We start from the raw sequence: 23296 nt of genomic DNA, 5'->3' as shown, positions 1-23296 counted from the left end.
CGGCGTGGTGCGCGGTGCCTGCGCCGGCAAGGCGGCGAAGGCTGCGGTAGAATTTGACCCTCTGTCCGGCGTCGCGAACGACGCCTTGTCCCGAAGGTCATCGTCGATGCAAATTCAGATTCATAAGGAAGTCGATGCGCGCGGGCTGATGTGCCCGTTGCCCATTTTGCGCGCCAAGAAGGCGCTCGCCGATATGGAAAGCGGTCAGATTCTCAAGGTGCTCGCTACCGACCCCGGCTCGCAGCGCGATTTCGCCGCGTTCGCGAAGCAGACCGGCAATGAGATCGTCGAGAGTTCGGCGCACGACAAGGTCTTTACGTTTCTCATGAAGCGCCGCTGAAGCGCATACATTCAGACGCACGCTCCCAAACAAAAGGCGCTGTGCCCGCGAAAGCGGGGCACAGCGCCTTTTTGACTTTCGGGAGATGCCTCGCGATTCAAGGCATCTCGCAGGGGCTTTAGCCTTCCAGAACCGGCGAACGGGTACGCAGATATTCGTCGAAATCCGCGGCCACTTCGGGGTGACGCAGCGCGAACTCGACCGTTGCCTTCAGATAACCGAGCTTGCTGCCGCAGTCGAAGCGCGTGCCATGGTACTTGTACGCGAGAACCTGTTCGTCGGCGAGCAACGACTGGATTGCGTCCGTCAGCTGCAGTTCGCCGCCGGCGCCCGGCTTGATCGAGCGGATGTGGTCGAAAATGCGCGGTTTGAGCACGTAGCGGCCCACCACGCCGAGATTCGACGGTGCGACGCTCGGTTCCGGCTTTTCGACGATGCCCGACATCTTGATGATCGAGTCTTCCCATTCCTTGCCGTCGACAATGCCGTACGACTTGGTTTCCTGCGCCGGGATCTCTTCGACGCCGATCACCGAGCTGTGATAGTGGTCGAACACCTCGATCATTTGCGTCATGACGGGCGGCGTGCCGTACAGCAAGTCGTCAGCCAGAATCACGGCAAACGGGTTGTCGCCCACCAGCTTTTCCGCGCACAGCACGGCGTGGCCGAGGCCGAGCGCTTCGGGCTGACGCACGTAGAAGCAGTCCACATGGCTCGGCTTGATGCTGCGCACGAGTTCGAGGAGCTTGTCCTTGCCGCGCGCTTCCAGTTCGGCTTCGATTTCATACGATTTATCGAAGTGGTCTTCAATCGCCCGTTTGCTGCGGCCCGTGACGAAGATCATTTCGGTGATGCCGGCCGCCATGGCTTCTTCCACCGCGTACTGAATCAGCGGCTTGTCGACGATCGGCAGCATTTCCTTCGGGCTTGCCTTCGTGGCAGGGAGGAACCGGGTGCCAAGACCTGCTACCGGAAATACTGCCTTTGTAACTTTTAGCATGTGATTACCCTGAGTCCTCTGGTTTAGCTATCTGTCCGTGCCCGCCGCGCGGGCGGGCGTGGAGCGTCGATCAGGCCGGCAAGCGCGCGAGCTGCGCTTTCAGCTTGCCGACAGTCGCTTCGAATTCCGCCAGCCTTTTCTGCTCCTGCTCGACGACTGCGGGCGGCGCCTTGGCGACAAAACTTTCGTTCTGCAGTTTAGCGTTGCACTTGACGACTTCTGTGCTCAACCGCGCAATCTCCTTAGACAACCGCTCGCGCTCGACCGCGACGTCGATTTCCACCTTCAGCACGAGCTTGTCACTGCCTACGATAGCAATTGGCGCGCCATCTGCTTGCGCGTCGAGCGCGGCTTCGTCGGCAATGATCTGCACTTCCGACAAACGGGCCAATGCCTGGGCGTACGGAGCGAAGGTGCGCAGACGCTCCGCGTTGCCGGTAGCGAGCAACGGCACCTTGACCGCCGGCGACAGATTCATTTCGCCGCGCAGATTCCGGCACGCATCGATCACTGCTTTCAGGTCGGCCGCCCATTGCTCCGCGTCTTCGTCGAGCTTCGACATCTCGGCAACGGGGTACGGCTGCACCATGATGGACGCTTCGCCCTCGGCCTTGCCCGCGGGATAACGCCCGGCCAACGGCGCAACTTTTTGCCACAACGCCTCGGTGATGAACGGAATCACCGGGTGCGCGAGGCGCAACACCGTCTCGAGCACGCGCAGCAGGGTGCGCCGTGTGGCGCGCTGCTGGTTCGGTTGACCCGTCTGGATCTGAACCTTGGCGAGTTCGAGATACCAGTCACAGTATTCGTCCCAGACGAACTTGTATAGGGCGTTGGCCACATTGTCGAAGCGATAGTCGGCGAAACCCCTGGCGATCTCGGTTTCCACGCGCTGCAGGCGGGACACGATCCAGCGATCCGCCGACGAGAAGTTCAGGTGGCCGTCCGGGCCGCACTCGCCGCACTGTTCCGGCTTGCCGAAACCGCAATCGTGACCTTCGCAGTTCATCAGCACGAAGCGGGTGGCGTTCCACAGCTTGTTGCAGAAATTGCGGTAGCCCTCGCAGCGTGCGAGATCGAAGTTGACGTTGCGCCCGAGCGTGGCCATTGACGCCATCGTGAAGCGCAGCGCGTCGGTGCCGAACGCGGGAATGCCGTCGGGAAATTCCTTGCGGGTTTTCTTTTCGATCGACGCGGCCTGCTTCGGGTTCATGAGGCCGGTGGTCCGTTTGGCGACGAGGGCGTCAAGGCCGATGCCGTCGACGATATCGATCGGATCGAGCGTATTGCCCTTGCTCTTCGACATTTTCTGACCTTCGGCGTCGCGCACGAGACCGTGCACGTAAACCGTGTCGAACGGCACCTTGCCCGTGAAGTGCGTGGTCATCATGACCATGCGCGCCACCCAGAAGAAGATGATGTCGAAGCCCGTAACCAGCACCGACGACGGCAGGAAGTGCTTCAGTTCCTGCGTTTCGTTCGGCCAGCCGAGCGACGAGAACGGCACGAGCGCGGACGAAAACCACGTGTCGAGCACGTCTTCGTCGCGTTTCAGCGGGCCCGTGTAGCCGGCTTCTGCCGCTTTTGCGTGCGCGCCTTCCTCGGTCTTCGCAACGAAAATCTCGCCATTTTCGCCGTACCACGCGGGAATCTGATGGCCCCACCAGAGTTGGCGCGAGATACACCAGTCCTGGATGTTCTCGAGCCACTGGTAGTACGTGGTGGTCCAGTTTTCCGGCACGAAGCGGATTTCGCCGTTGCGAACCACGTCGAGCGCGGTTTCGGCGATCGATTTGCCCGGATTGAACGTGCCTTCAGGCGCCGGTTTGCTCATCGCGACGAACCACTGGTCGGTCAGCATCGGCTCGATCACGACGCCGGTGCGGTCGCCGCGCGGCACCATCAGCTTGTGCGGCTTGACCGATTCGAGGGCGCCGAGCGCTTCGAGGTCGGCGACGACCTGCTTGCGGGCTTCGAAACGGTCGAGGCCACGGTATTTTTCCGGCGCGTTGTCGTTGATCTTCGCGTCGAGCGTGAGAATCTCGATTTGCGGCAGCTTGTGGCGCAGGCCGACCTGATAGTCGTTGAAGTCGTGCGCGGGCGTGACCTTGACGACGCCCGTGCCGAACTCGCGGTCGACGTAGTCGTCGGCGATGATCGGCACTTCGCGGCCTGACAGCGGCAGCGTGACGGTCTTGCCGATCAGATGCGCGTAGCGCTCGTCTTCCGGATGGACCATCACGGCGGTGTCGCCGAGCATGGTTTCGGGCCGCGTGGTCGCGACCGTCAGATGGCCGGAGCCGTCGGTGAGCGGATACTGGATGTGCCACAGGTGGCCGTTTTCTTCTTCGCTGACCACTTCGAGATCGGAAACGGCGGTAAGCAGCACCGGGTCCCAGTTGACGAGGCGTTTGCCGCGATAGATCAGGCCCTGTTCATAAAGGCGCACGAACACGTCGCGCACGGCGGCCGACATCTTGTCGTCCATCGTGAAGTATTCGCGCGACCAGTCGATCGACGCGCCGAGGCGGCGCACCTGGTTCGTGATGGTCGAGCCGGATTCCTGCTTCCATTCCCAGACGCGTTCGACGAATTTCTCGCGGCCGAGGTCATGGCGCGACACGCCTTGCGCGTCGAGTTGCCGTTCGACGACGATCTGCGTGGCGATACCCGCGTGGTCGGTGCCCGGCACCCACAGTGTGTTGTCGCCGAGCATGCGGTGATAGCGGGCGAGGCCGTCCATGATGGTCTGGTTGAACGCGTGGCCCATGTGAAGGGTGCCGGTGACGTTCGGCGGCGGCAACTGGATCGAGAAGTCTTTCCTGTTCCCGTCGAAAGAGGGCGCCGCGTAGGCGCGCTTTTCCCATTCGGGGCCCCAGTGGGCTTCGATGGTGTGCGGCTCGAAGCTTTTGGCAAGGGTAGAGGAGGTGTCGCTCGGGGTGTCGCTCATGGGTCGATCGGCTGGTAAATGCGGAGAATGTTCGATTATAAAGGGCGCCGGGGCGCGGCTCTGGTTTTGGTGTTTCTCTGCTGCCGGAGGCTCGAAGGCGAGCGCCTGGCGACGCTGGCCCGAGGTGAGGTGCCGACGCTGCGCGACGTGTACGACAACACGCTGACTGGCTTCGGGCCGCGCTTGCGGCCTAACGGCTCCGTGTCGTTCGTGTACCGCTCGAGCGCACCTGAAGGCCAGCAGAAAAGGAGCACGGGACGCCGGCCGGGGATAACCGTCGAGGAAGCATGGGCGACCGCAAAGGCGTTCATGGGTGTGCCGATCACCGCTCCGCAGGCAGAGTGAAGAGGCCGATTCCCACCGCGACAATCAACTGTGGCGCAATCAGACGAATCCAATTTTCTGAATTTCATTGCGCGCGCGCAAGTCGTGACAGTTCTCGACGATCCTAGGGGCCGGATCGTGGGACCATCGTGCGGCTGTATTCCGCAGACAAAATGGTCTCTCGCACCGGGCTGGAGTTTGGTCACGCGGATGTGCCCCCGCATCGACGGGATTCAGGACCGGACTGCCAGACGAAACGAATGCCATGACGAAGCCGCATCAACCGCTCGCAGACCCCGAACTGCTCGACTACTACACCGGTGAACTGCTCTATGCAGGCAGCCGTGCGCAGGAATTCGCCGCAGGGCACCTGAAGATCGCGGCGCGGCTGGGCATGCAGGCGGGCGGGATCGACGACCCCTCTGTCGAGCGCCTGGTCCAGGCCTCCGCGTTCGTGAACGCCCGCGCGCAGATGCGCATCGACCGTGCGCCGGATCCGTTCACGCTGCGCCTGCTCGAGAGCGTGCATCCCAACTACGTCACGCCGTTGCCGTCGATGGCGCTCGTGCAGTTCTACCCTGGCGAAGGTGCGGGACAGGGCGGCGAGGCACAGATGCTGCCGCGTGGCACGCCCCTTTTCTCGCGTGCGCAGGAAGGTCAGACGGCGGTGGAATTGCGCACCGCCTTCGATGTGACCGTCCAGCCACTGACGATTGCCGCTGTCATTGCGGGCGGTATTCCGCCCGATATTCCCAACCTTTACCGCCATGTGTCCGGAGGTGTCCAGGTGCGCGGCTCGCTGCGCCTGCGCATCCGGACAACCCACGGCGGCCCCATCCGCGCGCTGTCCGCTCTGGACCGCCTGCCTGTTTATCTGTGTGGCGCGGAGCGGATTGCCTCGCAGCTCTTCGATCTGATCCACACGGCGACTGTGGCGAGCATTACGGGCGTGCCGGGGAAGTTTGCGACGGGCGAGCTGCACAGCGTGTTCCAGGACGGCATGCGCAATGGCCGTATCGAGCATGCGGTTGAGTACGAGGGGCTGGAGCCGCAGCGGAGTCTCCTGCCGCCCGTCCATGAGGGCATGCACGGCCATAACCTGCTGCACGAGTACATGGTTTTTCCGCAACGGTTCTGGTTCTTCACACTCGCCGGCCTGGCCGGTGGGCTGTCGCGCATCGACGAACCCGAAGCCGAGCTCGTGCTGCTGCTATCCCGCGAGCCGGGAGAACTGGCGCAGCATGTCGATGCCTCGCAGTTTGCGCTGCACTGTGTGCCTGTCGTGAACCTGTATCCGGCCGCGTCCGAGCGGCTGAAGGTGGCCTCCCAGGACAGCGAGCACCGGCTCGTGCCCGAGGTGACCGCGCCCGACGATCATCTGCTTCACTCGGTCAATCACATCATCGGCCAGGTGGACGATGACGCGACATCGGAGGCAATTCCCTTTGTGCCTCAGGACGTGGCACTCCCAAACGACGAGCGTCGCGATGTGCGCCGCTTTACCGTGCGGCGTGAGCTGGAACTGCCGGCGGACAACGTGCGCCGCTACGCCACCCACCAGCCGTTTGTGCGCACCCATACGTGGCTATCGCTCCTGCGGCACGACCAGCAGCCAGACGATTCGGGGGTGCGCTACCTGTCACTCGATGCTTGGCTGACCAATGGCGACCTGCCTTGCACACTGCCGCGCAATGGCCGCGATGACCTGATCGTGCATGGTGCGAAATCAGTCGCCAGTGTGGGCTTCGTGCGGCCACCCACCATGCCCGGGCCACCGCTGGCGCGTGGCGAGGCGGCATGGAAGCTTCTGCGGCAGTTGAACCTCGAATACGGCGTGTTCGATGACGAATACGACGAGCCGTGGCCCGGCGAGGGGCTGCGCATGATGCTGGAGCCGTACCTCGCTGCAGGTGCACCGCAAATGCGCCACCAGCTCGACGGCCTCATCGCTGCGCAGGCTGTTCCGGTGAACGACTGGCACCGGATCGCGGGCGACATGCAGTTCATGCGCGGCATCGGTATCACGCTGGAGTTTGACGAGGCGGCGTTCGAAGGCTGGTCGGCCTTCACGTTCGCCCTCGTGCTGGAGCGCTATGTGGCCCGCCACGTTTCCAGACATTCCTTCACGCGCACTACGTTCAGGACGAAGCAGCGTGGCGCGGTTTTCACCTGGCCCGCGCGTGACGGTACGCGCGAGGTTTTCTAGGAGGTGCATTCATGTCATGGAATACCCAGGCCCGCACGCTTGAGGTGAGCTGCGAGGCGTTTCCGACCTACCGGGGCGAGCCGGTGTTCGTGGCCACGCGCCTGGCGGGCACGGAAAAACTCGGCCGTCTCTACGACTATGAGGTCGATGTCTCGACCATCGAGGCGGACGGCCTGCACATCAGCGAATTACACAAGCTGGTTGATGTCAACAAGCTGGTGGGCAAGCGCATGACGGTGCGCATCGCCATCGGAGGCAACGGCACCTGGCAGAACGGCCTGACACTGGACAGCGGCGTGAACTTCGGGACCGACATCCGCGAGATCACGGGCGTGATCACCGAGGCAAGCTGCCTTGGAGCGGAAGCGCCGCGCCGCATGTTCTATCGCTTTCGCCTGCGGCCCGCGCTCTGGCTCACCAGCCTGAACCGCGAAAACCGCGCGTTCATGGACAAGGATGTCGTCGAGATCACGCGCGAGGTCCTGAAGAAGTATCCCATCGAGGTGCGCTACCGTCTCAGCGGCCCCGGTGGTCAGAAGAGCTATTACCCGAGAAGGGACTACACCCGACAGTGGTTTGAATCTGACTGGAATTTTCTGGACAGACTATGGCAAGAATTCGGGGTGACATTTTTCCAGCAAGGCGACACCCTGGTACTGTTCGACAACGCGAGCTGGAAGAAGCATGGCCCCGCGTACCGAACCATCCGGTTTCTCGACCGGGGCGGCCAGCGCATTGACGAGGAGCATGTTCATACTCTGAAGCTCTCGCGGGCGCTGACCACCGGCCAGACGACGGTCACCGACTACGACTATATGCAGGGCGAGTCGCACCGCACGTACACGGTCAAGATGCATCGGGACGCCTCGCACGACAACGCCGAGGAGTACATCCAGGCCGACTATGCGCAGCCGCTGCAGGGGGCGATGGGTGTCAATGGCCAGCGCAACGACGAGCAGTATGAGGCTCGATTCCTGGCGCGGGTGCGCGTCGATGCGCATCGCTGCAAATCAATGCGCATCAAGGGGGAAGGCAACCTGCGCGGCCTGATGACGGGTTACTCGTTCTTCCTTGAGGGCTATCCGTACCAGCCGGCGAACGCCGAGTACGTGGTGACCGGCACGACAATCGAAATCGTGAACAACGACACGGTCACCCAGGGTGGCGGCCTGAAACGCCAGTACACGTGCAAGACGAAGTTCACGGCGCAGGACGCCAACGAGGTATACCGCACGCCGCTGAAGGCGAAGAAGCCTCGCGCGTTTGCCGAGACCGCCATCGTGTGCGGCTACGACAACTCGGTTGTGACCACAGACCCGCTCGCGCGGCTGCGCCTGTGGTTCACCTGGGACCGCAAGGGCCAGCGCGACGGGCAGGCCACGTGCTGGGTGCCGCTCGCGCAGCCGTGGCAGGGCACGCGCCGTGGTGCGATCTGGATTCCGCGTGTGGACGACCACGTCCATGTGGGGTACTACAACTCCGACCCGGACCGCCCATTCATCCTGGCAAGCCATACGACGAACGATAACAAGACGCCGTGGGACCTGCCCGCGAACGAGGCGCTGTCGGGCTGGCGCAGCCAGGACATTGGCAGGAAAAGCGGGTCTGCCTCGAACAGCGTTGTGACCGACGACACGCCCGGCAGGCTTCAGGTGCAGGTGACGAGTGACCATGCCAACTCGCGCTTCGTGGCGGGCTTCAACACACGCATTGATGGCAACAAGGGGCGCACGGAGGCGCGTGGGGAAGGCATCGAGGTGGCCACCGATGCACACGCGGTAATGCGGGCGAACAAGGGCACGCTGATCACGACAGAGTCGCGCTCAGGTGCAACCGCGCCTGCGCTGGATCGGGGGGAAACAGTCCAGCGCCTGGCCCAGGCAGCGGAGCAGCACGACGTGCTGGCCGCCGCGGCCGTTCAGGCGGGAGCGCAACAGTCGCAGGACAGGCACGAACTTGGCCAGCCGCTGAAGCAGCAGGCAACGGAAATTGGTCGCACGGGAGACGATGGTCTTGGCGGGCCATCGAAGCCGCATCTCGTTCTGGCCTCCGCTGCCGATGTTGCAGCAACCGCGACCGCCAATACCCATCTGCATAGCGGCAAACATACCGCCCTGACGAGCGGCGAGCATACGAGCGTCAGCACGGGCGGCAACCTGTTCGCTTCGGCACGCAAGGCGATCAGGCTGTTTGCCTATCAACTCGGCATCCGCATCATCGCCTATGCCGAGGACATTAATATTTCCTCGCTGAAGAAGAACCTCAATCTGCTGGCGAAACTCGACATCACCCAGAGTGCCAACCGCATCACGATCAAGGCAACCGAAGAGGTGATGCTGCACGGTGGCGACAGCTATATCAGCCTGAGGAGCGGCAAGATTACCGTCGGCGGCGGTGTCTATGAGGTCAACGCCCAAGCGAAAAACCTGCCCCCGAAACCGATGGGGGTGAATGCGAATGGACTGCCCGATGTCCAGGCGAACGACCAGCTTTTCCGCGTGCTCTCGCCGACGGGCCAGCCGCTTCCTGGTGTGGACTACCAGATGATCGCCCAGTCAGCCGGTCATATCTTCAGGACAGACGAACTGGGACGCTCACCGGCACTGAATACCGTAGAGCAGGAAGGCGCAGCGTTCCAGTTGCACTGGGATGAATTTTTCGCCGCTCGCGGCGAGGTCAATGCGTAATTACGACATGGATCAGGGAACGAGAAAATTTTGGCAGAAAATCTGACAGCGACCGGCACGACGAATCCCCGGCCCAATACGTGCGTCGACGCGAAGTGTAGTTGTGATGTTATCTGGTCGCTCGCGCAGCAGTTTGCGATGCGGCACCTCGTGACGCATGCGCCGGTTCACCAGCACATGCCCGACTACCGCGAGGGCGATCCGCATGTTTCGGGCACACAGGTTGAAAAGGGAGCGCCGGCGTTCGTCAGTGATCCTGAGGTACGGGCGAGACGCATCGCCGCAGCCTATGCGCGAGTGTTCCTTGAAGACTTCCATCTGGGTGACAAGAGCAAGATCGGCCGCTTCTATTGGCTCGGCCTGGGCGCGTTCGCGTCCAAGCAGGTTGCGGCCACGCTCGCGCTCTGGCGGGTGAAATATGGCGCACGGTGGTCCGACTTACGCGCAGGCCTGGGCCGTGGCAATCTCTGGCTGTTCAACGATGTTCTGCCATGGTTCTATGGCTATGCCGCTGGAGCCGGCACCTTCGATATGTGTGCGCAGTCCCGCGACAGCAGGAATTTTGTCGATCAGGTTGCAACCAACTTCTCCCGGCAGAAGATCCATGCGGAATCAATCGGCAAAGTTCCGTACGAGATTGATGGCGACACTGGAGTGAAGAAGGCCAAGCTTGGCTATCTCAAGTGTACGCCGCTGGTTTTAGATGGATTTCAAAAAGTATCGAAATGGGAGGACGCACCAGAAGGACAGCGAGCACGTATCGCTTTCAACCACCTGCTTGCCATTGCAATGCACGAACAAGGTGAGGTGCTCCAGGGGTTGATCTACGATGATCCGTCTTTCCAGTGGTGGCTCAACGGCCAGCGATCGGCACTGGCGACCTCCGACGATACAGCAATCAACGCTTCGGTAAGCGGGATGCAATATGGCTTGTCAGACGGTTCCGACATTGCGCTGTCGCCGGTTATTCGAGCCTTGGTGCCGAGTCTTCAATTGGTACTTACCGACGAAGACACCACGAACAACGCGGAATTCCGATCCGATGCTCCAGACCGGCTCGTGCTGCAGGATTACCAGAAGAGGATGGCCTGGATTGCGGATGCTGCAACGAAGTATCACGGTTTGATGAAAGGCGACAAGCGACAGACGATGCTTGACTACCTCTCAAACATCAGGAACTGGGGCGATATGCCGGACAACTCATGAGGACGATCCTTTCCGCAACGTTGGCCATCGGCACATTGTTATTTGCCGTTCTGATGGTTGCGCATCACTGGAGTCCTCCTTCATCATTTTCTAACGATCGCGACATGTCACAGTTACCTACGATTATCCGGCTTGGAAAGCCACAACGCTCCGACCTGAATGGTCCCGGCTCATCCGTCGACAATCATCCCACAGGCGCGAAGTTTTACCAGCGTGACTGGCAAAGAGGCGACCTTGGTACGGTGCAGTTTGTGAGTGGGAATCACAGTTTCGTGATCGATAACGTTCTGTCGATGATCGGCTTCGCGGCCGAAAACGTACCGGAGGGGATCTACGAGTGGAAGATCAGTTTTGGCGTGAGTCCCGAGCAGGCTGATACGCACGAAGCGGCGCGTGATCGGGTTATGACGTTGCTCGCACAATTGCGCTCCCTTGGATGGAAGCACTATATCGATTCATTTGATCCGCGTCTTTCTGGGAAGCAGGCGTGGATTTATGCCGCGTCAGATGCAGCAGATTGGGAATATTCTCTCGATTCAACCTATATGCCCAGTATGGATGAGTGGATGAAGGCCAAGGGAAAATTTCCCAGATGGGTTTTCTATGCCGATGGCGCGTATCTCGAAGTTAGCCTTATGGAAAGCAACATGGGCGGATTCGTCGGAAAGAGCACCTACCTGCTAACGGTCGATGTGAAGAGTGAATACGCTTTTTATGGTCTAGGGTATTTCCCGGGAAAAGCAGAAAAAATCCACAACTGGAAGGCACTCCTGCCCGCAGAACTGGAGAAGTACCAAGCCATGAGGCTCAAGACGGAAGCGGCACTGAGGGCACAAGGCTACGCCATCGACACGACCTACCAGGACCCACCCATCAAGGCGCTGCAGTCGTCCAGTGCATCCGCAAATTGAGGGGGAAATCATGCTGATGGAACGTGCGGACATAAATGGCAAGAAGCAGATCGTGGTGGGCGATACGACAAGCCACGGCGGTAAGGTTGTTTCGGGCAGTCCGTCTTCGACCTGGGGGCCTTCCGAAATGCCTATCGCGCGTAAGGGTGACAAGGTGACCTGCCCGAAATGCGCACCTCATATGTTCGAGATTGCCGAGGGCTACGATGGAAGCCTTGATTTCGGCTCGCCCATCGCAGTAGAGGGGCACAAGACCACATGCGGCGCAACGTTGATCGCTAGCGAGCAATGACGCAGCGGGAAGCAAAATCGCATCCTGTACCTCGGCGTGCCCGCGCGGCAAGACAATCGCGCCACGTGCGGGCGCGGACGAAGGGTCTGCGCCTGAGCATCGGGGACATGCGCGCGATGCCACTATGCGACGGACCGGATATCCTGGTCAATCCGTTCGCCAGCACCTCCGGGCTGCGGTGCCCGGCTGGCGGCCCGGCGCCTGCCAGTCATCTGCTGCATTAGCCGTGCGCTTCACTCTCATGAGATGACCTGATGAAGTCTGAACAACCGGATACGGCTTCGGCCGTACCGCCGCTTTCTCAAGCGCTGATCGCGCACGTGGAAGCCGAGCCGTGGCGTTACGGGTTTATTGCGCTCATGCGCCGGATCTATGCGAACCCGGCCATCGATCCGGTCGGCACGGCTGCACTGACTACCACCGAGACATTCAGGCTCGGCCAGAAGCCGAGCCTGGTCTTCGCGCCACGCGAAATTGCGGATGCCACGCTCAAGGGCGGCAGGCTTCGCATCCGGCTCTTTAGTCTCGGCATGCTCGGCCCCAACGGTCCGCTACCTATCCACGTCACGGAGATTGCACGCGAGCGTGAGGAAAGCCGTCGCGATCCAACACTCTGCAATTTCCTCGACATCTTCCATCACCGCTCTCTCTCGCTGATGTTTCGCGCATGGAAGTGGTCGCAGTCGGCGGCGAGCCTCGACCGGGCCGACGACGATCACTTTTCTTTTTACGTGGCCTCGCTGCTGGGGGATGGGGGGCGGCGCGAGCGGCGCTTTCCGCTGGCCTCCCATGCACGCCTGTCGGCCGCTCCACACCTGATACGCCAGTCGCGCAATCCTGACGGCCTGCGTGCCACGCTGGCGCACTACTTTGGCGTGCCGGCGGAGATAAAGGAGTTTGGACTGCACTGGATGGCCATTGAGCCGGGGCGCGAGAGCCGTCTGGGTGGAGAGCGGATGTCGTCCTGCATGGCGATGGGCGCGACCCTCGGGCAGGTGGTCCCTGACCGCAGGCACCGTTTCTGTCTCGTGCTTGGGCCGCTCGATTCGGAACAGTATCAGCGCTTTACACCGCGGGGCGCCGACTTGCTCAAGCTCATCGAGTTCGTTTGGACCTTTGTCGGCCGCGAGTATTCCTGGGAGCTTGAGCTGTTGCTCAAGCGGGAAAGCGCGACACCCTCGGTCATGGGCGGCTCTCAGCAGCTCGGCTGGTCGAGCTGGCTGGGCCAGTCACCTCAGTGGAAGCCCATCGCCGGGATGCGCTTCGAGCCGGAAAACTACGTGCGCCAGCTGCGGCAGAAAGTGAAAGCCCGGGCCTCAGGCGACATGCCCGCGTAGCGCTCGACCGTTCTTTGAGTTCAACATCGCTGACCTCCTGGCGAGTACCCCGATAAGCCAGCCGGACTGGTGGGTGTCATCGCTCTTCGGCTCGACTGGCGGGATGCCAGTATCCAGGACGGACATCTGGTGCCCGAACTGGATGTCGAAGACGAAGAAGTGGAAACGCGAACGCTGTGATGTGGAAGGCCGAAAAGGGACCAAAAGAAAGAGCTGCTGCAAGCAAAGGAAACCGCCGCCGCCGGCAGCATGACCGCACCGAGGGCGCAAAAAATCCCTTCCCCCTCGCGGGCATATAATGACGAACACCCCGCCGTCCCTCCGAAAAAATGCCCGATCTGCTAGCCAATCTCAACCCCGAACAACACGCCGCCGTCACGCTCCCCAACGAGCCCGCGCTCATTCTCGCCGGCGCGGGCAGCGGCAAAACCCGCGTGCTCATCACGCGCATTGCGTGGCTCATCCAGCACGGGCTTGCGTCGCCCGCCACCATTCTGGCCGTGACCTTCACCAACAAGGCCGCGCGCGAAATGATGTCGCGCCTGTCGGCGCTTTTGCCCATCGACACGCGCGGCATGTGGATCGGCACCTTTCACGGCCTGTGCAACCGCATGCTGCGCGCGCATCATCGCGATGCCGGCTTGCCCGCCACCTTCCAGATTCTCGACACCGCCGACCAGCTGTCCGCGATCAAGCGTCTGATGAAGGGCCTGAACATCGACGACGAAAAATATCCGGCCAAGAACCTCCAGTACTTCATCAACAACGCGAAGGAACAAGGACTGCGCCCGAAAGACGTCGACGCCACCGACAATTTCAACCGCAAATTCGTCGAACTGTACGAAGCGTATGACCAGCAGTGTCAGCGCGAAGGCGTCGTCGACTTCCCGGAACTGCTGCTGCGCTGTTATGAACTGCTCGCGCACAATCCGCCGCTGCGCGCACATTATCAGGCGCGCTTCAAGCACATTCTCGTCGACGAGTTTCAGGACACGAACAAGCTGCAATACGCGTGGCTGAAGCTGCTCGCGGGTCAGACCAATTCGATCTTCGCGGTCGGCGACGACGACCAGTCAATCTACGCGTTCCGCGGCGCAAACGTCGGCAACATGCGCGACTTCGAGCACGAGTTCAACGTGCGGCATCTGATCAAGCTCGAACAGAACTACCGCTCGCACGGCCATATTCTCGACGCGGCCAATCAGCTGATCGCGAACAATTCGCGGCGTCTCGGCAAGAATCTGCGCACCGACGCCGGTCATGGTGAACCGGTCCGTGTTTATGAATCGGCGACGGATTCGCAGGAAGCCGGCTGGATCGTCGAGGAAATCAAGGCGCTGATCAGCACCGGCACGTCGCGCAGCGAAATCGCGATTCTCTACCGCAGCAATGCGCAGTCGCGCACGATCGAGCACACGCTCGTCAATGCGGGCATCGCGTATCGCGTGTATGGCGGCTTGCGCTTTTTCGAGCGCCAGGAAGTCAAGCACGCGCTCGCGTACCTGCGTCTGATCGACAATCCGAACGACGACACAGCGTTCGCGCGCGTCGTCAACTTCCCCACGCGCGGCATCGGCGCGCGCTCGATCGAACAGCTCGCGGACGCGGCGCGACTGTATAACTGCTCGATGGCCGCGGCGATCCCATATGTCGCCGGCAAGGCGGGCTCCAGTCTTGCGAGCTTCGCGAACCTGATCGGCAAGATGCGCGCGGAAACTCAGCAGATGACCTTGCCGGAAACCGTCGAGTACGTTGTCCGTGCAAGCGGTCTCGCGGACTTCTATCAGAACGAGCGCGAAGGTCAGGACCGGCTCGAGAACTTGCAGGAACTCGTCAACGCGGCCGCCGCGTTCGTCAGCGAAGAGGGCTACGGCATGGACACGCCCGCGCGCTCCATTCCGCTGCGTCCGGGCGCCACCGCGGCGCCCGAACTGGCAGTCGCGACCGACGACCCGAACACCGTAGTGCTCGACGCGCCCGGCATCGCCGACCCCGCGCAAAACCCGGACACCATGACGCCGCTCGCCGGCTTCCTGTCGCACGCGTCGCTCGAAGCGGGCGACAACCAGGCGCAAGCCGGCCAGGAAGCCGTGCAACTCATGACGGTGCACGCGGCCAAGGGCCTCGAATTCACGGCCGTGTTCATTACGGGTCTCGAAGAGGGGCTGTTTCCGCACGAGAACAGCGCAATGGAGTCGGACGGACTGGAAGAAGAGCGCCGTCTGATGTATGTCGCCATCACGCGCGCGAAGGAGCGCCTGTACTTGTCTTTCGCGCAAAGCCGGATGCTGCACGGCCAGACCCGCTACAACATTCGCTCGCGTTTCTTCGACGAATTGCCGCAGGAAACGCTCAAGTGGCTCACGCCGAAAGTCGAGGCGGGCGCGCGCTGGGGCGGCCGCTCGGACAATGCCGGTTATGGACGAGACTGGTTCGCCCGGCCCGACCGCCAGCAGGGGTACGGCGGCGGGGCGTCCACGGCAGCCGCGCCGTTGCCGGCCTTCGCTAACGAGCAACGTGCGGCGGAGGCGGGCTTCCGCGTCGGCCAGCAGGTGTTTCACACCAAGTTCGGCGAAGGCACGATCACCGCGCTGGAAGGCGGCGGGGCCGACGCGAAGGCGCAAGTCAAGTTCAAGCGCCACGGCGAGAAGTGGCTCGCGCTCGCGGTCGCCAAACTGCAGGCGGTCGAATGAGCGCCGCAAGTCAGGGCCATGACGCAGCGCTGGCCGCGTCGTCGTCGAAGAGACCGCTCGGCATACTCGCGGCCTTGCCGCAAGAACTCGGCGACCTGATCGAGGCGATGCGCGCGGAATCCGGCGTGCGCACCGTCACGCACGGCCGGCGCGACTATCACGTCGGTACCGTCCATGGCGCACCGTGCGTCGTAACGCTCGCGCGCGTCGGCAAGGTCGCGGCGGCGGCAACGGTCAGCGCATTGATCCATGCATTCGACGTCGAATCTGTTGTGTTCACCGGCGTCGCCGGCGGAGTGGGCGCCGAGGTGCGAGTTGGCGACATCGTCGTTGCCAATGCGTTGTTGCAACACGATCTGGACGCGTCGCCGCTCTTTCCGCGTTTCGAAGTGCCGTTGCTAGGAATGTCGCGCTTTACCGCCGACGCCACGTTGGCCGCGCAGCTCGCCGCCGCGTGTGAGCGTTTTGTCGCGGAGGAAGGCGCTGCGTCGGCGGCGCGTTTCGGCACGATGCGGCCGCGCGTGCATCGCGGGCTGATTATCAGCGGCGATCAGTTCGTGGCGAGCGCGGCGGGCGTCAAGGCTTTGCGCGAGGCCTTGCCGGACGCGCTTGCCGTCGAGATGGAAGGCGCCGCGATCGCGCAGGTCTGTCACGAATACGGCGTGCCGTGCGCAGTTGTGCGCACTATCTCCGATACCGCCGACGATCACGCGCCGGCGTCGTTCGTCTCGTTTCTCACCGAAATCGCGGGCGCTTATTCAAACGCGATCCTCACGCGCTTTCTGGTCGCGCGCAGCGCGGGTTGAGTCGAAGCGGGCCGACGGAAACCCGGCCCTCACTCGTTGCGCGCCGACTCGCTCAGCCCCTCGCGCACCTGCTGCAACGCGGCCGGATCTTCGATAGTCGGCAGTTCGCCCGGCTCGCGTCCTTCTGCCAGTGCGGCGATAGCCCGGCGCAACAACTTGCCTGAGCGCGTCTTCGGCAGCATCGAAACGATCACCACGCGCGACGGCCGCGCAATCGCGCCGAGTTGCCGGTCGACCGTCGCCGTGAGTTCCGCCTCCAGCTTCGTGCGTGCGTTGGCATCCGGGTAAGCCTGAGCGTCGCGCAGGACGACGAAAGCCATCGCCGCCTGACCCTTCAACGGGTCGGCGACGCCGACCACCGCGACTTCTGCAACGGCCGCGTGACTCGACAACGCTTCCTCGATCTCGCGGGTACCGAGCCGGTGCCCCGCGACGTTGATCACGTCGTCGGTGCGGCCGAGAATCGTCACGTAACCGTCTTCGTCCTGAATGCCCCAGTCGAAGGTCGAATACACCTGCTGGTCCGGAAAGCTCGACCAGTACGTACTGACGAAGCGCTTGTCGTCCCCCCAGACCGTCGACATGCAGCCCGGCGGCAACGGGTAATTCAGCGTCAGCACGCCTTTTTCGCCGGGCGGGCACGGCTCGCCCGTCAGCTCATTGCGCAGGGTCAGATTGAATCCGGCCGACGGTACACCCGGCGAGCCGAGCTTCGTCGGCAGCGCTTCGACGCCGCGCGGAATCGCGAGCATCGGCCAGCCGGTTTCCGTTTGCCAGTAGTTGTCGATCACCGGCTTGCCGAGCGCGCCGGTAATCCATGAGGCGGTCGGTTCGTCGAGCGGCTCGCCGGCAAGGAACAGCGTGCGCAGGCTCGACAGGTCGGCGCTTTCAAGCAGCGCCGGGTCCTGTTTCTTCAGCACGCGCAGCGCGGTCGGCGCGGTGAACATCAGATTGATCTTGTGCTGTTCGACGAGGCGCCACCAGATGCCGCCGTCGGGGCGGATCGGCGTGCCTTCGTACATCACCGTGGTCAGCCCCGCGATCAGCGGCGCGTAGACGATGTAGCTATGGCCGACCACCCAGCCGACATCCGACGCGGTGAACATCGTGTCGCCTGCCTTTCCTTCGAAGATGTATTCCATCGACGCCGCCAGCGCCACCGCGTAGCCGCCCACATCGCGTTGCACGCCTTTGGGCTTGCCGGTCGTACCCGACGTGTACAGCACGTACGAAGGCTCGCTCGACTCGAGCCATTCGCAGGACACGTGCGCGTCGAAGAACTGTTCGCGCAGCGGTTCGTAATCGACCAGGTAAGTTGCGTTGAGCCGCTCCGGCGCGAGCTGGCGGTCGATCAGCAGCACGCGCGCCGTCTTGTGCGTTGCGCGCGCGATTGCTTCGTCCACGAGCGGCGTGTAGTCGATCACCTTGCCGCCGCGCGCGCCGGCGTCGGCGGTGACGATCAGCACCGGCTTGGCGTCGTCGATGCGCGCGGCCAGGTTCGGCGCCGCGAACCCGCCGAATACGACCGAGTGGATCGCGCCGAGCCGAGCGCAGGCGAGCATGGCGAAGAGCGCTTCGGGGATCATCGGCAGATAGAGCAGCACGACGTCGCCGCGCTTCACGCCAAGCGAGCGCATCACTGCGGCCATCCGGTTGATTTCGGCATATAGCTCGGCGTACGTGTAGCGCCGCTCGATACCGGTTTCCGTCGACACATATACCAGTGCATTTTGCTGCGCGCGGTCGACAAGGTGCCGGTCTACCGCGTTATGACACAGGTTCGTGCGCCCGCCGACGAACCACCGCGCGAACGGCGGATTCGAGCGGTCGAGCACGGTGTCGAACGGCGTTTCCCAATGAATGCGCCGCGCCTCGTCGCGCCAGAATGCCTCGGGGTTCTCGATCGAACGGCGGTGGAAGTCGCGGTAGCGGGTCATCTGCGGCGATCCTTCGGATGCTGGGTGACGAACAGGTGGAGAGGCCGTGCGCTGCGGCCATGTTGGGCGGCGCCGGAGCGAGGCGTGTGGCACAAGCATAGAGTACGCGCGGCTCGCCGGACAACGGGGGTTCACCATGAGCGGCGCGCGCAAAAGAAAAAGGCGCCGCAGCGCCTTTTTTCATCCGTCGACAGCAGGCTTTTACGCCTTCGCGCGCTTGCCTTCCACGTCCGGCAGAAACACCGTGAGCACGCCGATCAACGGCAGGAACGAGCAGACTTTGTACACGTACCCAATGCTGGTCGCATCGGCCAGTTCACCCAGCACCGCCGCGCCGATACCGCCCATGCCGAACGCGAAGCCGAAGAAGAGCCCGGCGACCATGCCGACCTTGCCCGGAATGAGCTCCTGCGCGTACACGAGAATCGCGGAGAACGCCGAGGCCAGCACGACGCCGATGATCACCGTCAGCACGCCGGTCCAGAACAGATTTGCGTAGGGCAGCAGCAGCGTGAACGGCGCGACGCCGAGAATCGACACCCAGATCACGTATTTGCGGCCGATGCGGTCGCCGATCGGACCGCCGATCACCGTGCCCGCGGCGACCGCGGCGAGGAACACGAACAGATGAATCTGCGCGGCCTGCACCGGCAAATGGAAGCGGTCGATCAGATAGAACGTGAAATAGCTGTTGATACTCGCGAGGTAGAAATACTTCGAGAACACCAGCAGGATCAGCACGCCCATCGCGAACATGACCTGGTTGCGCGACAGCGTCGCATGACCGGTCTGGCTGCGCGCCTTCTTGACCGACGGATGCTGCTTGTACCAGCGCCCGATCTGCGTCAGCACGACGATCGCGACGAGCGCCGCCACCGAAAACCACGCGATGCTGCGCTGGCCGTGCGGAATCACGATCAGCGCGGCAAGCAGCGGTCCGAGCGACGAACCCGCATTGCCGCCCACCTGGAAGAGCGATTGCGCAAGTCCGTGACGGCCGCCCGACGCCATGCGCGCGACCCGCGACGACTCGGGATGAAACACCGACGAGCCGCAGCCGACGAGCGCCGCCGCTACCAGCAACACGCCGAAATTAGGCGCCATCGACATGAGCAGCAGGCCGGCCAGCGTGAAGCCCATGCCGACGGGCAGCGAGTACGGCTTCGGATGCTTGTCGGTATAGATGCCGACGAGCGGCTGCAGCAGCGACGCGGTGATCTGATAGGTCAGCGTGATCAGACCGATCTGGCCGAACGACAGCGAGAAGTTGTCCTTCAGCATCGGGTAGATGGCGAGAATCAACGACTGGATCATGTCGTTGAGCAGATGCGAAAAACTGATTGCGCCGAGCACCGAATAAACCGTGCGCTGCACGGTCGCGGCCGGCTGCGCGGACGAGCCCGTCGAGTTGGGAGTGGCGGTGGTGCCGGTTACGGCTGACGCGCCGGCAAGTGCGCGTTTATCGAGGCTGGTTTCCATACGCTTGGACAAAGGAAGAGAAAGGGGCAATTCCTGGCTGGCGATAGATCGCGATCGGCGTACTACGCCGCGCTTCGTCGTACTTCGTCGTCTCGGCATTTCGACGGGGCGTCGCGGGGCTGCCAGCTATTTGTCGCAGTTTAATGTGGCTCGACGGAACTGTAAGGACAAGTTTTGTCGCGAATGAGACATCGCGCTGGGCGGTCCACGCCCTCCTGCGCGCAGCGATGGGGCGTTTGACGCACCGTCGCAGTGCCCGGTCCCAAACGACCGGCACGCGAGTAAGCGTCTGGCAAGCCTACCGATAAAAGCGCTATGGGGATTTTTGGCCATGTATAAACGGGCGCGGACGCGCGCTCACAAAGCTGCGCGTCGAGGACCGGGCGATCACGATCGGCTTTTTACGAACCGCACTAAAGATCGCGGGCGTCGATGCCGTAGACCCGGAGAGATAAGAAGCAATGCCGGAACAGACCTTTGCGGCAGTTCTAAACGTGGGGACGGGGAATATGAAAGCAGTTTCGTTGGGCAGCCGGACAGGCGCGGGCTTTGTTCCGGATGGAAAAGCGGCGGCGTCGCCGTCGCGCGGAAAGGGTGGAAACGGCGGCCGCTCGCGGGCGGTGAGCTTGAAGGGCTTGTCGGTCAAGACGATGTTGCGCCTCGCGTTCGCCGTGCTTCTGATCGGCACGCTGGCGATCGGCGTGTTCTCCCTCACCCAGATCAGCCGCCTGAATGCGTCGGCCCAATCCATCTACGATCAAGGCCACGTTGCGAGCCGCGCTGCGGAAGAAGCCCGCGGTCACATGTTGCGCGCGAGCCGCGCGCAAAAAATGCTGTTGACGGCAACGACTGCTAAAGAACGCGACGAACTGGGCACCGACATCGACAAGGGCTTGAACGGCCTTTCCACCGAACTGGGCACGCTGCAACAGTACGTCGACAAATCCGACGCGAAGGCCGTCGAGCATCAGAAGAAGTTTTCCGCCGCTGTGACGGTGTGGAGCGCGCATCTGCGCGACTTCGTGACGCTCGTGAAGGCGCAGCCGCTCGACCTGTCGCAGATGAACTGGCAGGTCGGCACGCAAGACGTGTCGCTGCTGGTCGAAACCGGCAAGCTCGAAAAACTCGTCGACGAAATGGTCACGGAGCGCGGCACGGCCGCGAAGGCGACGATCGACGCCTCGCGTTTCATTTACCAGTCGTCGTTCGTCATGCTCGCCGTCATGACGATTGGGCTGATCGTGCTGGCCGCCGGCATCAGCGAATGGGTCGTGCGGCGTCTCGCGCGCCAGCTCGGCGGCGAGCCGGCATACGCGAAGGAGATCGCGAGCCGGATCGCGGCGGGCGATCTGTCGAACCACATCACGCTGGGACGCAAGGACAAGTCGAGCGTGCTGTACGCGCTCTCCGACATGCAAAGCGGTCTTGCGACGACTGTGTCCGACATTGCATCGAGCGCGGACGCGATTGCGACCGCTTCGGGCGAAATTTCGATGGGCAACCTCGACTTGTCGCAGCGCACCGAGCAGCAGGCGATGGCGCTGGAGCGCACCGCGACCAGCATGGAGCAGCTGACGTCGACGGTCCGGCAAAACGCCGACAACGCGAAGCAGGCGAGCACGCTCGCGAATAACGCGTCGGAGATCGCGGAGAAGGGTGGCGAAGTGGTGAGCCGCGTCGTCGCGACGATGAACGAGATCAACGACAGCGCGCGCAGCATCGGCGACATCATCGGCGTAATCGAGGGGATCGCGTTCCAGACGAATATTCTGGCGCTGAATGCGGCAGTCGAGGCAGCGCGCGCCGGCGAGGAAGGCCGCGGGTTTTCAGTAGTCGCAGCCGAGGTGCGCAACCTCGCGCAGAGAAGCGCCGCCGCGGCGAAGGAGATCAAAGGGCTGATCAGCACGTCCGTGGAGCGCGTGAGCAACGGTTCGACGCTCGCTCAGGACGCGGGGCAAACCATGGACGAAGTCGTCAAGGCGGTGAAGCGCGTGACGGACATCATGGGCGAGATTTCGGCGGCTTCTTCCGAGCAGAGCGCAGGTATCGAGGAGATCAATCTTGCCGTCGCGCAGATGGATTCGGGCACGCAGCAAAACGCGGCGCTCGTCGAACAGGCGACTGCCGCAGCACGATCGCTGGACGATCAGGCTCACGGCCTGAAGCAGATGGTGGGCAAGTTCAGGTTGTGAGGCTTAGGACGGGTTAGGCCAATCGATATGGCAGCGCGCCCGGCACGAACCGGGCGCACTGTGCCGCTCAGCTTTGCTTCACCACCACCGTGCAGGTAATGCCCGCCGCGAGCACCACACCGTCAGGCACCGAATCGATCCTCACGCGCACCGGCACGCGCTGCGCGAGCCTGACCCAGTTGAATGTCGGGTTCACATCGGCGAGCAATTCGCGGCTTTGCGGATTGTCTCGATCGTAAATACCGCGCGAAATGCTCTCCACATGGCCTTCGAGTGTGCCGCCGCTCATCAGCCGGACTTCAGCCTTGTCGCCGATATGCACGTGCGGCAGCTTGGTTTCCTCGAAGTAGCCATAGACCCAGAACGAGTGACTGTCGACAATGGCGAGCTTCGCCGCACCGGCTGTCGCATAGTCGCCGCGAAACACATTCAGATTCGTCACGTAACCGTCGACCGGCGACACCACCCGCGTGCGCGCCAGATTGAGCTTCGCGGCATCTAGCGCGGCGAGCGCCTGCTGATAGGCAGCCTCGGCGGCCGACGCCGTATGCGTCGCGTTTTCCTGGTTTTCTTTCGACACCACGAGCGAATCCATATCCGCGCGGCGCTTTGCGTCGTCGCGCCTCATCTGCAATTCGGCCTTGCGCGCGGCCACGGCGGCCTGTGCCTGTTCGACGGCGATCTCGTAGTGCGACGGATCGATCTGCATGAGCAGATCGCCTTTTCTCACCATTTGATTGTCCTTCACCGGCAGATCGACGACCGCGCCTGAAACGTCGGGCGCGACGTTGACGATCTCGGCGCGCACGCGTCCGTCGCGCGTCCAAGGTTCGTCCATGTAGTGAACCCACAGCACGCGTCCCAGCAGGATCGCGACGATAAAGATTATGGCTGTCGCGACGAAGCCAACAAGATTTCGAATGGTCATGTTTCGAC

General features: G+C 62.6%; 16 protein-coding genes. 11 read left to right on the top strand and 5 right to left on the bottom strand.

Annotation, left to right across the window (positions count from 1 at the left end; genetic code table 11):
• The first annotated feature begins 112 nt into the window (after nt 1–112).
• Entirely contained in the window at nt 113–340 is a 228-nt protein-coding gene (locus J2W46_RS06275) for a sulfurtransferase TusA family protein (RefSeq protein ID WP_027776570.1), read from the top strand.
• 118 nt (nt 341–458) lie between these two features.
• Here the strand turns inward: J2W46_RS06275 and galU are convergent, their stop codons facing one another.
• Entirely contained in the window at nt 459–1340 is an 882-nt protein-coding gene (gene galU / locus J2W46_RS06270; RefSeq protein WP_027776571.1) for a UTP--glucose-1-phosphate uridylyltransferase GalU, read from the bottom strand.
• Between the two features lie 70 nt (nt 1341–1410).
• Nucleotides 1411–4290, bottom strand: coding sequence for a valine--tRNA ligase (locus tag J2W46_RS06265; RefSeq protein ID WP_131319798.1), 2880 nt, complete (start codon nt 4288–4290; stop codon nt 1411–1413).
• 27 nt (nt 4291–4317) lie between these two features.
• Between J2W46_RS06265 and J2W46_RS06260 the strand changes: the two genes are divergently transcribed.
• From J2W46_RS06260 to J2W46_RS06220, 9 genes are all read left to right on the top strand, one after another.
• Complete coding sequence (locus J2W46_RS06260) at nt 4318–4635, top strand: hypothetical protein (protein WP_310068318.1); 318 nt, start codon at nt 4318–4320, stop codon at nt 4633–4635.
• Nucleotides 4636–4879: 244 nt separating this feature from the next.
• Nucleotides 4880–6820 carry a type VI secretion system baseplate subunit TssF gene (tssF, locus tag J2W46_RS06255; RefSeq protein ID WP_310352236.1) on the top strand — a complete coding sequence of 647 codons (1941 nt, stop codon included), beginning with the start codon at nt 4880–4882 and terminating at the stop codon, nt 6818–6820.
• 11 nt (nt 6821–6831) lie between these two features.
• Nucleotides 6832–9507, top strand: coding sequence for a type VI secretion system Vgr family protein (locus J2W46_RS06250; RefSeq protein ID WP_310352235.1), 2676 nt, complete (start codon nt 6832–6834; stop codon nt 9505–9507).
• A gap of 30 nt (nt 9508–9537) precedes the next feature.
• Nucleotides 9538–10713 carry a DUF2515 family protein gene (locus J2W46_RS06245; RefSeq protein ID WP_310352233.1) on the top strand — a complete coding sequence of 392 codons (1176 nt, stop codon included), beginning with the start codon at nt 9538–9540 and terminating at the stop codon, nt 10711–10713.
• Complete coding sequence (locus J2W46_RS06240) at nt 10710–11624, top strand: hypothetical protein (protein WP_310352230.1); 915 nt, start codon at nt 10710–10712, stop codon at nt 11622–11624. Before J2W46_RS06245 ends, J2W46_RS06240 begins: the two co-directional genes overlap by 4 nt.
• Before the next feature lie 10 nt (nt 11625–11634).
• On the top strand, nt 11635–11916 hold the full coding sequence (locus tag J2W46_RS06235) for a PAAR domain-containing protein (protein ID WP_310352229.1): 282 nt from the start codon (nt 11635–11637) through the stop codon (nt 11914–11916).
• 254 nt (nt 11917–12170) lie between these two features.
• Nucleotides 12171–13253, top strand: a complete 1083-nt coding sequence (gene tssG, locus J2W46_RS06230) for a type VI secretion system baseplate subunit TssG (RefSeq protein ID WP_310352227.1) — start codon at nt 12171–12173, stop codon at nt 13251–13253.
• Between the two features lie 329 nt (nt 13254–13582).
• Complete coding sequence (locus J2W46_RS06225) at nt 13583–15946, top strand: UvrD-helicase domain-containing protein (protein ID WP_310352225.1); 2364 nt, start codon at nt 13583–13585, stop codon at nt 15944–15946.
• Nucleotides 15943–16752, top strand: a complete 810-nt coding sequence (locus J2W46_RS06220) for a 5'-methylthioadenosine/adenosylhomocysteine nucleosidase (RefSeq protein ID WP_310068353.1) — start codon at nt 15943–15945, stop codon at nt 16750–16752. The genes J2W46_RS06225 and J2W46_RS06220 overlap by 4 nt, the downstream gene beginning before the upstream one ends.
• Before the next feature lie 29 nt (nt 16753–16781).
• On the opposite strand, the gene J2W46_RS06215 is transcribed toward J2W46_RS06220, so the two are convergent.
• Together J2W46_RS06215 and J2W46_RS06210 are read right to left on the bottom strand one after the other, a co-directional pair.
• Complete coding sequence (locus J2W46_RS06215; RefSeq protein ID WP_310352223.1) at nt 16782–18689, bottom strand: propionate--CoA ligase; 1908 nt, start codon at nt 18687–18689, stop codon at nt 16782–16784.
• A 201-nt stretch (nt 18690–18890) separates the two neighbouring features.
• The gene (locus J2W46_RS06210; protein WP_310352222.1) at nt 18891–20168 is read right to left on the bottom strand and encodes an MFS transporter; all 1278 of its coding nucleotides are present in this window, start codon (nt 20166–20168) and stop codon (nt 18891–18893) included.
• 509 nt (nt 20169–20677) lie between these two features.
• Between J2W46_RS06210 and J2W46_RS06205 the strand changes: the two genes are divergently transcribed.
• Complete coding sequence (locus J2W46_RS06205; RefSeq protein ID WP_310352221.1) at nt 20678–22360, top strand: methyl-accepting chemotaxis protein; 1683 nt, start codon at nt 20678–20680, stop codon at nt 22358–22360.
• A gap of 67 nt (nt 22361–22427) precedes the next feature.
• Here J2W46_RS06205 and J2W46_RS06200 read toward each other — a convergent pair whose 3' ends face one another.
• Nucleotides 22428–23288 (bottom strand): efflux RND transporter periplasmic adaptor subunit, encoded by an 861-nt coding sequence (locus tag J2W46_RS06200; protein ID WP_131319332.1) that lies wholly within the window; start codon nt 23286–23288, stop codon nt 22428–22430.
• Nucleotides 23289–23296 lie beyond the last annotated feature (8 nt).

It is taken from the genome of Paraburkholderia strydomiana (assembly GCF_031456815.1).
Lineage (GTDB): Bacteria > Pseudomonadota > Gammaproteobacteria > Burkholderiales > Burkholderiaceae > Paraburkholderia > Paraburkholderia caledonica.
The sequence above is the reverse complement of the archived record's forward strand: the minus strand, read 5'-3'. Positions and strand labels throughout refer to the sequence as shown.

Excerpts from the sequence above, each read along its gene's own strand:
- galU (WP_027776571.1), bottom strand. The coding sequence starts at position 1,340 with ATGCTAAAAGTTACAAAGGCAGTATTTCCGGTAGCAGGTCTTGGCACC.
- J2W46_RS06265 (WP_131319798.1), bottom strand. The coding sequence starts at position 4,290 with ATGAGCGACACCCCGAGCGACACCTCCTCTACCCTTGCCAAAAGCTTC.
- J2W46_RS06260 (WP_310068318.1), top strand. The coding sequence starts at position 4,318 with ATGTTCGATTATAAAGGGCGCCGGGGCGCGGCTCTGGTTTTGGTGTTT.
- tssF (WP_310352236.1), top strand. The coding sequence starts at position 4,880 with ATGACGAAGCCGCATCAACCGCTCGCAGACCCCGAACTGCTCGACTAC.
- J2W46_RS06250 (WP_310352235.1), top strand. The coding sequence starts at position 6,832 with ATGTCATGGAATACCCAGGCCCGCACGCTTGAGGTGAGCTGCGAGGCG.
- J2W46_RS06240 (WP_310352230.1), top strand. The coding sequence starts at position 10,710 with ATGAGGACGATCCTTTCCGCAACGTTGGCCATCGGCACATTGTTATTT.
- J2W46_RS06235 (WP_310352229.1), top strand. The coding sequence starts at position 11,635 with ATGCTGATGGAACGTGCGGACATAAATGGCAAGAAGCAGATCGTGGTG.
- tssG (WP_310352227.1), top strand. The coding sequence starts at position 12,171 with ATGAAGTCTGAACAACCGGATACGGCTTCGGCCGTACCGCCGCTTTCT.
- J2W46_RS06225 (WP_310352225.1), top strand. The coding sequence starts at position 13,583 with ATGCCCGATCTGCTAGCCAATCTCAACCCCGAACAACACGCCGCCGTC.
- J2W46_RS06220 (WP_310068353.1), top strand. The coding sequence starts at position 15,943 with ATGAGCGCCGCAAGTCAGGGCCATGACGCAGCGCTGGCCGCGTCGTCG.
- J2W46_RS06215 (WP_310352223.1), bottom strand. The coding sequence starts at position 18,689 with ATGACCCGCTACCGCGACTTCCACCGCCGTTCGATCGAGAACCCCGAG.
- J2W46_RS06210 (WP_310352222.1), bottom strand. The coding sequence starts at position 20,168 with ATGGAAACCAGCCTCGATAAACGCGCACTTGCCGGCGCGTCAGCCGTA.
- J2W46_RS06205 (WP_310352221.1), top strand. The coding sequence starts at position 20,678 with ATGAAAGCAGTTTCGTTGGGCAGCCGGACAGGCGCGGGCTTTGTTCCG.
- J2W46_RS06200 (WP_131319332.1), bottom strand. The coding sequence starts at position 23,288 with ATGACCATTCGAAATCTTGTTGGCTTCGTCGCGACAGCCATAATCTTT.